Below are 12558 nucleotides of genomic sequence, written 5' to 3' on the forward strand. Positions count from 1 at the left end.
GTGGTCGGTCGGCTCCGTCGCCGCGATTTTTGTCCCCGGCGGGCGACTCTGTGTCATGGTCGACATCGACGCGGACCACGAGGCGTGGAGCGCGGCCCAGTCGGAGACGACGGCGGCCGTCGACGGCCGGGAGCGCACGGTGGCGTACTACGAGGCCGGGCGCGGGAACGACGGCCCGCCGGTCGTGTTCCTCCACGGGATCCCGACGTGGTCGTTCCTCTGGCGGGGGATCGCGCCCGCCGTCGCCGAGGAGCGCCACGTGATCGCGCCGGACTTCCCCGGCTACGGCAACTCCCAGCGGACCGACGACTTCGACCGGTCGGTCCGGGCGCAGACGAACGTCCTGTCGAGCCTCCTGGCCGACGAGGGGTTCGACGCCGTGGACCTCGTCGCCCACGACATCGGCGGCGGGGTCGCGCTCCGGTACGCCGCGGCGCGCCCCGACGAGGTCCGCAGGCTCGTGCTGTCGAACGCCGCCTGCTTCGACTCCTGGCCGGTGGAGTACATCAACTCCCTCGGGGTGCCGGGCGTCGTCGAGGGGTGGGACGACGAGGAACTGGACGAGGAGCTCGACTTCCTGTTCGCGGAGGGCGCGTACGGCGAGGCCGACCCGGGCTTCGTCGCGGGGATGAAGGCGCCGTGGACGCGCGAGGGGGGCCGGCGGGCGCTCGCGCGGGCGGCCGTCGCGACGAACACGAACCACACGACCTGCATCGACTACGGCGCGATCACCGCCGAGACGCTGTGTCTGTGGGGGGCCGACGACGTGCTCCAGCCGATCGAGAACGCCGAGCGACTCGCGGAGGCGGTCGCGGGCGAGGCGCGCGTGGTCGGCCTCGACGACGCCTACCACTGGGTCACCCACGACCGGACCGACGGCTACCGGGCGGAGGTGCGCGCGTTCCTGACGGAGTGATCCCGCCGACCGTCGCGAACCGGACCGGAACGCACCCTCGATCGGTCGGACCGCCCCGGCGCTCGAACCTGTTCGGACCGTCGTCGACCGTTCGGGAACCGGCGGTGGCTATTTTACGATGGAAGGGCCGATCCCGGTATGGGGTTCCATCTTTCGAGCGAGCAGGAGGCGGTCCGCGACGTGGTCCGGGAGTTCGGGGAGAACGAGATCCGACCGGTCGCCCGCGAGCACGACGAGGAACGCGAGTACCCCCACGACCTCGTCGAGGAGGCCGCACGGTACGACCTCGTCGCGCCGACGATCCCCGAGGAGTACGGCGGCGCCGGGATGGACCTCCTCACGGCGTCGGTCGTCACCGAGGAGCTGTGGCGCGCGGACCCCGGGATCGGGAGCGCGATCGGGTCGCGCGGCTTCGGCACCACGATGATCCGGGAGTTCGGAGACGAGTGGATGAAGGAGGAGTGGCTCCCGAGGGTCGCCGCCGGCGACGCGGCCACCTGCTCGTGCATCTCCGAGCCGGCCCACGGCTCCGACGTGGCCGGCATCGAGACGACCGCCGAGCGGGAGGGGGACGAGTGGGTGCTGAACGGCGACAAGATGTGGATCACCAACGGGACGATCGCCGACGTGGCGGTCGTGATGGCGAAGACCTCGCCCGGCGAGCGCCACCGGGGGATCACCGCGTTCCTCGTCGAGACCGAGCGCGACGGCTTCCGGCCCACGAAGATCGACAACAAGCTCGGCATCCGGGCGTCCGACCTCGCGGAGATCGTGCTCGACGACGTTCGGGTCCCCGAGGACCACGTCATCGGCACGGTCGACCAGGGCTTCTACCAGCTGATGGCGTTCTTCGCCGGCGGGCGCGTCTCCGTGGCGGCGCAGGCGGTCGGCGCCGCGCAGGGCGCGCTCGACGCCGCCGTCGAGTACGCCGAGCAGCGCGAGCAGGGCGGCCAGAAGATCTCGGAGTACCAGGCGATCTCCCACAAGATCGCCGAGATGGCGACGGACGTCGAGGCGGCGCGCTCGCTCACCTACCGCGCGGCGTCCGTCGTCGACGAGGGCGGCGACGACCAGCTGGCCGCGAAGTTCGCGTCGATGGCGAAGCTGTTCGCGTCCGAACGCGCGGTGGAGGTCGCCGACGAGGGCATCCAGGTCCACGGCGGCGCGGGCTTCGTCACCGACCACCCCGCCGAGCGGTTCTACCGCGACGCCCGGATCACGAAGATATACGAGGGGACCTCCGAGATCCAGAAGAACATCATCTCCGACCGGATCTTCTGACCCCGCCGGCGGCGCGGCGAGCCAGCGGGTTTTGACCCCTCCCGGCGGTTTTTGACCCCGCCCCGTACATGTCGGACCATGACCGACGACGCGGACGACGGCGGACCCGACGACGCGGCCGCGACCGGCCCCGACGACGGCGGCGACGCGCGCGACCGAGCCGACGGCGGCGCCCCCGACTGGGACTTCTCCGAGCGCGACCTCGCGATCCTGGAGGAGCTCTCGGGGGACCCCGGCATCTCCTCGCGCGAACTCGCGGAGGTGCTGGAGGCGGAGTACGACATCGACGTGTCCCACGTCACCGTCAGCGAGTCGATCCGGAAGATGCGCGCGGAGGGCGTGTTCCGCGACGCCATCATCCCGAACGAGGAGTACTACGTGTTCGGCCTGTTCGAGTTCCAGCTCGACCCCACCCGCTTCGCCGACGAGTGGCGCGACGCCATGGCGTACATCCGCGACGACCCGCAGACGCTGTTCTACTTCCTCTCGACCGGCGAGTACCAGTGGCGGGCGGTGATGATGTTCCCCGACAGGGAGGCGCAGTCGCGCTGGGTCCACGAGTTCTACAAGGAGCACGGCGCCGTCGTCTCCAACGTCCGAAGCCACGTCGTCCACAACGTCCTGAAGTTCCGGACCGACCCCGAGATATTCCGGGAACTCCGCGAGGAGTGAGCCGGCCGGCACGGCGCCGTCCTCCCCGGCGTCCGGGCCGGCCCCCGGATTCATGTGACCCGCACCCACACCGACACCCGATGAGCCGAGGTTCCCTCCCGACCGGGCCGACCCGACGCGCGACCGCCGCCGCGACCGCGGGGTGGCCGGCGTGAACGACCCCGCCGACCGCTTCTCGCTCGCCGGCAACACGGCGGTGATCACCGGCGCGTCCAGCGGCATCGGCCGGGCGATCGCCGAGACGTTCGCGGCGGACGGCGCCGACGTGGTGGTGTGCTCGCGCGAGCAGGGGAACGTCGACCCGGTCGCCGAGGCGATCAACGGCGCCGCGGCGGACGCCGCCGACGCGGACGCGGACGCGGACCCGGAGGCCGGCGGCGAGGGGGGGCGCGGACGCTGTCTCGCCGTCGAGTGTGACGTGACCGACCGCGAGGCGGTGGACGCGCTCGTCGCGGCCGCCGTCGAGGAGTTCGGCGGGGTCGACGTGCTCGTGAACAACGCCGGCGCGTCGTTCATGGCCCCCTTCGAGGACATCTCCGAGAACGGCTGGAAGACGATCCTCGACATCAACCTCCACGGAACGGTTCACTGCACGCAGGCGGCCGGCGAACACCTCGCGGACGGCGACGGCGGCGCGGTCGTCAACCTCGCCAGCGTCGCCGGGCAGCGCGCCGCACAGTACATGAGCCACTACGGGGCGGCGAAGGCGGGCGTGATCAACCTCACCGAGACGCTGGCGCTGGAGTGGGCCGGCCGCGACGTGCGCGTCAACTGCATCGCCCCGGGGTTCGTCGCGACGCCGGGGGTCGAGCAGCAGATGGGCGTCTCCGCCGGGAACGTGGACCGCGCGGACGTGGACCGGCGGATCGGAACGAGCGAGGAGATCGCCGACGTGGCCCGCTTCCTCGCCAGCGACGCCGCCTCCTACGTGACCGGGGAGACGGTCGTGGCGCAGGGCGTCCCGCAGGGCGAGGAGTTGCCGGAGGCGTAGACGGGATGGCGTCGGACGACTACGACCACGCGGACCCCGACCGGGCCGGCCAACTGCACCACGTCGAACTGTACGCCTCGGATCTCGACGCCTCGGCGTCGTTCTGGGGCTGGCTGCTGGGGGAACTCGGGTACGAGCCGAAGAACGACTGGGAGGGCGGTCGGTCGTGGCGGAACGGCCCGACGTACGTCGTGCTGGTTCGGGCCGCCGCGGGCGGCGACTTCGACCGCGACGCTCCGGGCCTGAACCATCTCGCGTTCCACGCCGCTTCGCGCGGTCAGGTGGATCGGATAACGGAGGGCGTCCGTCGGCGCGACGACTCGGCGGTGCTGTACGGCGACGAACACCCGTTCGCCGGCGGCTACTACGCGCTCTACTGCGAGGACCCTGAGGGCCTGAAGGTCGAGGTCGTCGCTCCGGAGGAGTGAGCGGCTATCGGCGAGCGGCGGCCGGGGATCGGACGGCGAGCGGCACGGCCCGGACCGAACCGAGCAGTGCGTCAGATCGCGATGCTCGCCAGGCCGAGCGCGGCCAGCGCCGTCACCGCGAGGACGCCGGCGGTGGCCAGGCCGAGGCGGACCCGGACGGCAGTCTCGGTGCGCATACCCGTCGATCCGCGAGTACCTACTTCAACGCTCGGCTCAAGATATCAGAACTGAAAACAGCTATCGGTCCGCGGGCGTCGCGTCGACGACCTCGTAGGAGACGGCCGTCTCCCGGAGGCCGTCGGTGTGGGCGGACAGTTCCCCGGCGACGGCGACGAGCAGCACGTCGAGGCCGCGCATCGCCGCCTCGCGGACGGCGTCGACGGTGCCGAAGCGGACGTCGGGGTCGCGGCCGGTCCGTCGGACGGCCGCCAGCGCCTCCGTCCCGGCGGCGACGACGAGGTCCGCGTCGGCCGCGAGCGCCCGGAGGTCGTCCGGGTCGACGGCGGCGCTCCCGCCGTCGCGAACCGACGGGACGACGACCGCCGTGACCGCCCCCAGGTCGTAGTCGACGAGCCCCTCGAACTCCGCGACGCCCACGTCGGCGCCCGCCTCGGCCGAGGTGACCGCGACGGCCGTGGCGGTCCCGGCGCTCGCGTCCGCATCCGTGTCGCCGTCGCCGTCGTCGACCTCGCCCCCTTCGCCGTCGTCCACGTCCCCGTCCGGGACCGCCGTCGCGTGGAGGGTCCCCTCGCGCATCGAGAGGGCCACGGCGTCGCCCTCCGCGACGTCGCCGTCCGCGATCGCGGCCTCCACCTCGACGTCGCCGAGCACGTCGCCGGCGACGTGGTCGACGTACTCGCGCAGTTCGTCCGTGCGGGAGATGATCCAGTCGACGCCCTCCTTCGTGACCCGGTAGCGCCCCCGGCCCTCCCGGTCGACGTAGCCGTCCTCCACCAGGTCGCCGAGGTGTTCGGAGACCGCCTGGGCGGTGACGCCGATGGCGTCGGCGATCTCCCGCTGGCTCACCGCCGGCTGGCGCTCGGCGATCTCCACGAGGATGCGATAGCGCGTCGCCTCGCCCTTGTGGCGAAGCACGCCGAGGTCGCCGCCGTCCGTGCCGTCGTCGCTCACGACGCCACAGTCGGCGCACGAACACAAGTAGGTTTGTGGTCGTCGCGCCGAGCGAACAACATAGCTTGTTCTATCGCAACTCCGGTTGTGTTCGCCGCTCAGACGCCCTCGAGCAGGCGTTCGAGGTGGGCCGGCGGGACGGCGCCGCGGGCGGCGTGGCCGTCCGAGACGAACGTCGGGACGCCCGTGACGCCGTGCTCGCGGGCCTCATCGAACCGCGTCTCCAGTTCCCGCTCCAGCCGGTCGTCGGCGACGGCGTCGCGGACCTCGTCGGCGCCGACCCCGACGGACTCCGCGATGTCGACGATCACGTCGACGTCGCCGATGTCGCGCCCCTCCCTCCAGTAGGCGTCGAGGACGGCGTCGTAGAAGTCGCGGAAGGTGTCCGTGTCGTAGGTCTGCTTCACGTACAGCGCGACCTGCTGGGCGTCCCAGGAGTCGGAGTCGGCCACGTCGTCGAACTCGAGCATCTCGGCGTCGTACTCCTCGCGGAGGCGGCGGACGTTCTCGCGGACCCGGTCGTAGTAGTCCTCGTCCTTGCCGTCGTCCACGCCGTCGTGGATCTCGCCGTCGGGGCCCCGCTTGTGCCCGCGCAGGTCGAAGAACCGCCACTCCACGTCGAGGTCGGGCAGGTCCCGGTCGGTCCGCTCCTCGCGGTAGTTCCGCAGCGACTCGCGCCCGAGGTAACAGAACGGGCACACGAAGTCGGAGTAGATCGCGACCTCCTCGGCGTCCGCGTCGCCGTCGACGGCCTCGTCGGTGCTCATACTCGCCACGAGGGGCGCCCGGCTTTAGGGTCCGTCGCTCCCGGCCGTTCTCGGCGCACGAGCGTCGGGCGGTCCCGGCCCGGGCCCCGATCGCCACCCCGCAAGCGGGCGCCCGGCGGGCACCGGCGGATTTTTCCCGGGGGGCGTCCCCCGATCGGGGTATGAAGCTGTCCCGGCTCCGCCGGCCGACGGGTCCCAAGCGGCCGTGGCTCGCCGGCCTGCTCGCGCTGCTCGTCACGGGCCTGGGCCACGCGTACCTGCGCCGCTGGCTCCGCGGCCTCGGCTGGCTCGCGGCCACCTTCGCCGCCGTCGCCCTGCTGGTGCCGCCGGAGGTCGTCGAGGCGCTCAACGCCGGCGAGCCGCTCTCGAACCCCGCGGACGCCCTCCCGCCGGTAGTCGTCGTCGTCGCCAGCGCCGTCGACGCGTACCTCCTGGCCCGCCGGACGCGGTCGCGGGCGGCCGCGCCCGCCGGGGCGACCGGGCCGGGGCCCGCGGACGGACCGACCGCATCTGCCACGGCGGGCGCAGCGGCGGCCGACCCGGCCCACGGCGCCGAGGCCCGGGCGTGTCCCGAGTGCGGGAAGGACCTCGACGCCGACCTCGACTTCTGCCCGTGGTGCACGGCGGAACTGGACCGCCCCGGCCCGAACGGCGGCGGGGGCAGGAACGCCGGCCGGTAGCGGTCGCCCCCGGCCGGCGGTCGGTCGCTCGGTCCCGCGACCCCGGGGCGACGCGGGACCGCCACCCTTTCATCTTCTCCCGGCGCGCCGTACGGTATGGTCGTCGCACTCGTGAGTTCGCTCGTGGTCTTCGTCGTGAGCGCGCTCGTCGGGGGGCTGGGTATCTACGCGGGCGCGCGGCTGCTGTCGAACGCCCGGAGCTACGAGCACGCGGTGTGGACCGCGCTCGTCGGCGCGCTGGCGTGGGTGATCGCCTCGGCGCTGTTCGGCTGGCTGCCGCTGCTGGGGACCGTCATCACCTACCTCGTCTACCTCGGCGTCATCAAGTGGCGCTACCGGGGCGGGTGGGTCACCGCCGCCGGCATCGCGCTGGTCGGGTGGGTCGCGGCCTCGCTCGTGCTGGAACTGCTGTCGGTCCTCGGCCTCGGCGGCTTCTCCGCGCTCGGCGTCCCCGGCGTGTGAGGCGGAGGGACGACGGCGGCCGCCGCGCCGCGCACCTGCCCGTCGACGCGCGTCAGTCGTCGTCCTCGCGTGCGTCGTCGGTCTCGCCCGGGTCGTCGTTCTCGCGTGCGTCCGAGACCCGGCGCGCGCGCCGCTGATCGAGGCGCTCCTCGAACCACGCCCACTCCCGGGTGAACTGCCCGGACTCCTTCAGGTCCCACACGTCCGCCTCGAGGACGGGCGGCCCCATCCGGACCGACTGGACCATGTTGAACAGCCACAGCGTCACGCTGAGGCCGATGATCGCCGCGCCGAACGTGGCGACGAGGTGGAGCGGGAGCCACTCGGGATGGACGTCGAGGTGGATCCCGTAGGCCGCGTAGCGGCGCGGGTGGCCGGCGAGGCCCATGAGCAGCATCGGGAAGAACGTCACGAACACGCCGACGGTCATCGTCCACGCCTGCACGCGCGCCGTCCGCCGGGCGTACATCCGCCGGGTGAGGAGGGGGAACCAGTAGTACGACGCCGCGAACGCCGCCATCGTGATCACCCCCATGACGATGAAGTGGAAGTGGCCGACGACGTAGTAGGTGTCGTGGAGCACGCGATCCACCGGGATCGACGCGAGGAAGACGCCGGTGACGCCGCCGATCACGAACAGGCCGACGCCGCCGACACAGAGGATCATCGGCGCGGTCAGCCGGACCGCCCCCGTCCACATCGTGGTGATCCAGTTGAACGTCTTCACCGCCGACGGGATGGCGATGGCGAGCGTGACCGCCATGAAACTCGCCTGGAGCCGCGGGTCGATGCCCGTCGAGAACATGTGGTGGGCCCACACGCCGAACGAGAGCACGCCGATGGCGAGCGTGGAGTAGACGATGAACCGGAAGCCGAACAGCCGCCGCCCCGAGAACTTCGGGAGGATCAGGCTCACGAGCCCGAACGCGGGCAACACGAGGATGTAGACTTCGGGGTGGCCGAAGAACCAGAACAGGTGCTGCCAGAGGATGGGCCCGCCGCCCTCCACCGCGAAGAACGTCGTCCCGAAGTTGCGGTCCATGAGCAGCATCACGAGCGCCGACCCGAGCATCGGGAACGCGAACAGGATTATCCCCGCCGTCGTGAACAGCGTCCACGTGAGGATGTCGAGGGTGGCCCAGTTGACGCCGGGCGCGCGCTCCTCGTAGACGGTGACGATGATGTTGATCGCCCCGAGGATCGTCGCGATCCCCGAGAGGTGCAGGCCCAGCAGCATGAGGTCCACCTGCGGGTTCGCGAGCGTGGTCGACAGCGGCGTGTAGATGGTCCACCCGGTCGTCGGCGGTTCGAGCGCGTACAGCACCTCGACGCGCGGGCCGACCGTGTCGATCAGTTTGGCGATCACCTCGGTGACGAGCCCCGCGCGGACGAGCACGAGCGACGACGGCAGCAGCCAGAACGCCAGCGCGTTCACCCGCGGGAACGCCATGTCGTCGGCGCCGATCAACAGCGGGAGGAAGTAGTTCGCGACGCCGGTGAACGCCGGCGTGACGAAGAAGAACAGCATCGTCAGGCCGTGGGTGGTGAACAGGGCGTTGTACGTCCGCTCCGACCAGAGCGTCGCCCCGGGGGTGATCAGCTCCGTCCGGATCATGAGCGCGTCGGTGCCGCCCCACAGCGCGGCGACGAGCGCGAACAGGAAGTACAGCACCCCGATGTCTCGGTGGTCGACCGTCGTCAGCCAGCGGAGCGGGTCGAACGGGAGGAGGGCGGCCAGGTCGCCGCCGGCCCCGTACGTCCCCCCGACCTCGCCGCCGGGCCGTCCCCCGTCGGCGACCGTGCCGGCCCGGCGGCGGGCGACCCGGCCGACCCGCGCGGCGAGGAGGAGCGCCGCGGCGACGACGCCGACCGCGACCGCGGCCGCGACGACCGTGCGGAGACCGATCGACATACGTCACCACAGGACACGGACCGACTTATGGGTGCGGGCGGGTTCTCACCGCTCCGTGTCGTCGACCGCGTCCGGATAGCCCGGCCGTCGGGCCGCGGTCTCGCCCGAGAGCCGGCCGTACACCGACCCGAGGGTGAAGCCGTAGGCGACGTGCGCGAACAGGGTGAGCACGCCGAAGACGATGAGGATGGCGCCCGAGAGGTCGCCGCGGCCGAGGAGGACGAACGCGACCCACAGCGGGAGCGCGAAGCCGGCGCCGCGGAGGGCCGGGTCGGGGCCCATCGGCAGGTACGCCTCGAGGCCGACGAACACGAGCGGCCACGCGACCGTCCCCGCGAGGACGAACAGGACGAACCCGAGCGCGACGTTGTCGCCGACGCCGACGAAGCGGGCGACCACCTCGAACAGGCCGATCCGCGAGCGGGTCTCCACCTCGATGACGAGCAGCGCGACCGTGAGGACGGCAGTCCCGGTCGCCCCGCCGATCACGGCGCTCAGCGGCTTGTTCATGTCCCGGGGTGCTCGGCGGGAGCCCAAAACCCCACCGGCGACCCGAGGCGAAACGTAGAAGCGACCGGAGCCACCCAGTAGGTGCCGTCGCCGCTCCTCCGCGGGCGTCGGGTAGGGGCGTCGCCCCGGGTGGCGGCGGCTACGTACTGCCGGCCGATGTCCCGCGTTCTCCCCCGAAGGCAGATATACTCGGAGGGACAACCCGCCGTACGGCAATGATCCTCGTCCTCCCCGTGGACCTCGACGACGACCTCGGCCGCAAGACCGGCGTCCGAACGCCGGTCATCGGCCGGGACGAGGTCGAGGCCGCGGCGGTGAAGCTGGCGACGGCCGACCCGGAGGACTCGGACGTGAACGTGCTGTTCCAGGCGATCAACGCCTACGAGGAACTCCGGACGGATCCGACCGTCGACGAGGAGGTCGAGGTCGCGGCCGTCACCGGCGTCGACGAGGGCGACGTGAAGGCGAACCGCGCGGTGGGCGAGGAGATCGACACGGTGCTAGCGGCGCTGTCCACGGGCGAGGAGGTCCGCGCGATCGTCATCACCGACGGCGCACAGGACGAGTCGGTGCTCCCGGTGATCCGCTCGCGCGTCCCCCTCGACGGCGTCCGGCGGGTCGTCGTCCGGCAGGCGCAGGACCTCGAGTCGATCTACTACACGATGAAGCAGGTGCTGTCGGACCCGGAGACGCGGGGGACGATCCTCATCCCCCTGGGGGTTCTGCTGCTGGTGTATCCGTTCTCGATCATCGCGGGGATGCTCGACCTGCCCGGCGCGGTGGTGATCGGCGGCATATCCACGCTGCTGGGGCTGTACTCGCTGTGGCGGGGGCTCGGGCTGGAGGAGACCGTCGACGGCGTCGCCGAGCGGGTGCGCACCAGCCTGTACGCCGGCCGGGTGACGGTCGTCACGTACCTCGTCGCGCTCGTGTTGCTCGTCGTCGGCGGCGTGCAGGGCGTCGAGACGCTGTCTGCGGTCCGGTCGGCCGAGGGCGCGTCGTCGGTCGCCGCGGGCCAGTCGCTCGCGGTGTTCGTCCACGCCGCCGTCCAGTGGGCCGGAGCCGCGGGGATCACCTCCTCGCTGGGGCAGGTGACCGACGAGTACCTCGCCGACCGGTTCCGCTGGCGCTACCTGAACGCGCCCTTCTACGTCGTCGCCATCGCGGTCGTGCTGTACGGGCTCTCGGGGTACTTCCTCCCGCGGGTGCCGGCCGTCGGGCTGGCGCCGCTGTCGCTGACGCGGCTGGCGCTGACGCTCACCGCGGGGACGCTGCTCGGGGTGCTGTCGACGCTGACGTTCGCGGTCGCGGAGTCGCGCTTCTCGCGGGGCGGCGACGGCGAGGCGGGCGCGGTGTGAGCCCGGCGGGATACGCGCCTTTTTTGGGGGCCGATTGGGAAGGTGAGGCTATGACTGCGGCATCGGACTCGTACGATATCGTCGTCGTCGGCGCCGGGACGGCGGGGGCGTTCGCGGCGGCGACCGCCGCGGGCGAGGGCCTCGACGTCGTCGTCCTCGAGCGCAAGCCCGAGGAGGAGGCGGGCCACATCGCCTGCGGCGACGCGATCAAGGGGAAGTCGACGTTCCCGGACGTCATCGACCTCGACTACCTCCGCGAGGAGTCGTTCACGAACCAGCAGATCCGGCGCGCGGTGTTCGAGAACCCGAAGACGGGCGAGGACATCGACGTGCCGTTCGGCGACTCCGGGGCGGTCATCGACCGCAAGCGCTACGGCGAGGTGATCATCGAGGAGGCGACCCGCGCCGGCGCGGCGTTCCACTTCGACACCGTCGTCCAGGACGTGGTGCAGGACGACGACGGGCGGGTCACCGGCGTGCGCGCCAAGCGGGACGGCGACGCGGTGACCTACGAGGCCGAGCTGACGGTCGACGCGGCCGGGGCGCTCTCGATCCTGCAGGACAAGGGCGACTTCGCGGACGCCAGCTTCGACACGAACGTCTCGTACTCGCAGTTCTGTTCGGCGTACCGCGAGGTCGTCGAGGTGCCCGAGCCGGTCGACTACGAGGACGCCATCGTGTTCAAGCCGACCGAGGAGCTGGGGTACCTCTGGTACTTCCCGCGCAGCGGCACGGAGATCAACGCCGGGCTCGGCTTCCAGATGACCGAGCCGCCGATGAAGCTCGTGGAGGTGCTCAAGCGCGACATGAGCCGCCGCCCGGAGTTCGAGGGCGCGACCGTGAAGGACAAGCTCGGGGCGGCGCTGCCCACCCGCCGGCCGTACGACTCGGCGGTCGCGGACGGCTTCGTCGCCGTCGGCGACGCCGCCGGCCACGTCAACCCCACCACCGGCGGCGGCATCCCCGGCGCCGCGAAGTCGGCCCACTGGGCGGTCGAGCGCGCCGTCGACGCCGTCGTCGAGGGCGACGCCGTCGAGGACCGCCTCTGGCGCTACAACCACGACGTGATGACCGACTTCGGGAAGCGCTTCGCCGCGATGGACGTGTACAACATCTGGGGCACCGCCCACACCGTCGACGAGCTCACCGACATCGTCACCGCGCTGCCGGGCCAGCAGCTCGTCGACGCGATGACGAAGGGCGAGACCTCGATGGGGCTGCGCCTGAAGCTCAAGACGCTGCTGGAGACGTACGGCCACTGGGACACGCTGTGGGAGCTGTACAAGGTCCGAAACATCGCGGGGGAACTGAAGGACCACTACGACGCCTACCCCGAGCGGCCGAGCGGGTTCGAGACGTGGCTCGAGACGCGCGACTCCCTGATGGACGACCTGTACGCGGTGTCGGGCGCGGACCCGAAGTACTGACGCGGCCCGCCGACGCGACCCCC

13 protein-coding genes are annotated in these 12558 nt (G+C 71.9%); 9 read left to right on the forward strand and 4 right to left on the reverse strand.

What is annotated here, in order from left to right:
• Nucleotides 1–55: 55 nt before the first annotated feature.
• From ACQUQ1_RS04275 to ACQUQ1_RS04295, 5 genes are all read left to right on the forward strand, one after another.
• Nucleotides 56–916 (forward strand): alpha/beta fold hydrolase, encoded by an 861-nt coding sequence (locus ACQUQ1_RS04275; RefSeq protein ID WP_435063026.1) that lies wholly within the window; start codon nt 56–58, stop codon nt 914–916.
• A 138-nt stretch (nt 917–1054) separates the two neighbouring features.
• Entirely contained in the window at nt 1055–2197 is a 1143-nt protein-coding gene (locus ACQUQ1_RS04280) for an acyl-CoA dehydrogenase family protein (protein ID WP_435063027.1), read from the forward strand.
• Nucleotides 2198–2275: 78 nt separating this feature from the next.
• The gene (locus tag ACQUQ1_RS04285) at nt 2276–2869 is read left to right on the forward strand and encodes an Lrp/AsnC family transcriptional regulator (protein WP_435063028.1); all 594 of its coding nucleotides are present in this window, start codon (nt 2276–2278) and stop codon (nt 2867–2869) included.
• A gap of 151 nt (nt 2870–3020) precedes the next feature.
• Complete coding sequence (locus tag ACQUQ1_RS04290) at nt 3021–3860, forward strand: SDR family NAD(P)-dependent oxidoreductase (protein WP_435063029.1); 840 nt, start codon at nt 3021–3023, stop codon at nt 3858–3860.
• Between the two features lie 5 nt (nt 3861–3865).
• Complete coding sequence (locus ACQUQ1_RS04295; protein ID WP_435063030.1) at nt 3866–4288, forward strand: VOC family protein; 423 nt, start codon at nt 3866–3868, stop codon at nt 4286–4288.
• A gap of 237 nt (nt 4289–4525) precedes the next feature.
• Here the strand turns inward: ACQUQ1_RS04295 and ACQUQ1_RS04300 are convergent, their stop codons facing one another.
• Entirely contained in the window at nt 4526–5419 is an 894-nt protein-coding gene (locus ACQUQ1_RS04300) for a MarR family transcriptional regulator (protein ID WP_435063031.1), read from the reverse strand.
• Between the two features lie 98 nt (nt 5420–5517).
• Nucleotides 5518–6186 (reverse strand): DsbA family oxidoreductase, encoded by a 669-nt coding sequence (locus ACQUQ1_RS04305; protein WP_435063032.1) that lies wholly within the window; start codon nt 6184–6186, stop codon nt 5518–5520.
• A gap of 161 nt (nt 6187–6347) precedes the next feature.
• Here ACQUQ1_RS04305 and ACQUQ1_RS04310 point away from each other — a divergent pair, with 161 nt between their 5' ends.
• Together ACQUQ1_RS04310 and ACQUQ1_RS04315 are read left to right on the forward strand one after the other, a co-directional pair.
• Nucleotides 6348–6866: a DUF7575 domain-containing protein gene (locus ACQUQ1_RS04310; RefSeq protein WP_435063033.1), complete on the forward strand. Its 519-nt coding sequence runs from the start codon at nt 6348–6350 to the stop codon at nt 6864–6866.
• Between the two features lie 96 nt (nt 6867–6962).
• Nucleotides 6963–7328 (forward strand): hypothetical protein, encoded by a 366-nt coding sequence (locus tag ACQUQ1_RS04315; protein WP_435063034.1) that lies wholly within the window; start codon nt 6963–6965, stop codon nt 7326–7328.
• A 52-nt stretch (nt 7329–7380) separates the two neighbouring features.
• On the opposite strand, the gene ACQUQ1_RS04320 is transcribed toward ACQUQ1_RS04315, so the two are convergent.
• Nucleotides 7381–9240 carry a cbb3-type cytochrome c oxidase subunit I gene (locus ACQUQ1_RS04320; protein ID WP_435063035.1) on the reverse strand — a complete coding sequence of 620 codons (1860 nt, stop codon included), beginning with the start codon at nt 9238–9240 and terminating at the stop codon, nt 7381–7383.
• Between the two features lie 45 nt (nt 9241–9285).
• Nucleotides 9286–9750 carry a DUF6789 family protein gene (locus tag ACQUQ1_RS04325; RefSeq protein WP_435063036.1) on the reverse strand — a complete coding sequence of 155 codons (465 nt, stop codon included), beginning with the start codon at nt 9748–9750 and terminating at the stop codon, nt 9286–9288.
• A 215-nt stretch (nt 9751–9965) separates the two neighbouring features.
• On the opposite strand from ACQUQ1_RS04325, the gene ACQUQ1_RS04330 reads away from it, so the two are divergent.
• Nucleotides 9966–11108: a DUF373 family protein gene (locus ACQUQ1_RS04330; RefSeq protein WP_435063037.1), complete on the forward strand. Its 1143-nt coding sequence runs from the start codon at nt 9966–9968 to the stop codon at nt 11106–11108.
• Nucleotides 11109–11158: 50 nt separating this feature from the next.
• Entirely contained in the window at nt 11159–12535 is a 1377-nt protein-coding gene (locus ACQUQ1_RS04335) for a geranylgeranyl reductase family protein (RefSeq protein WP_435063038.1), read from the forward strand.
• Nucleotides 12536–12558 lie beyond the last annotated feature (23 nt).

The sequence above is a fragment of the Halobaculum sp. EA56 genome (assembly GCF_051195075.1).
In the GTDB taxonomy this organism is placed as follows: Archaea; Halobacteriota; Halobacteria; order Halobacteriales; family Haloferacaceae; genus Halobaculum.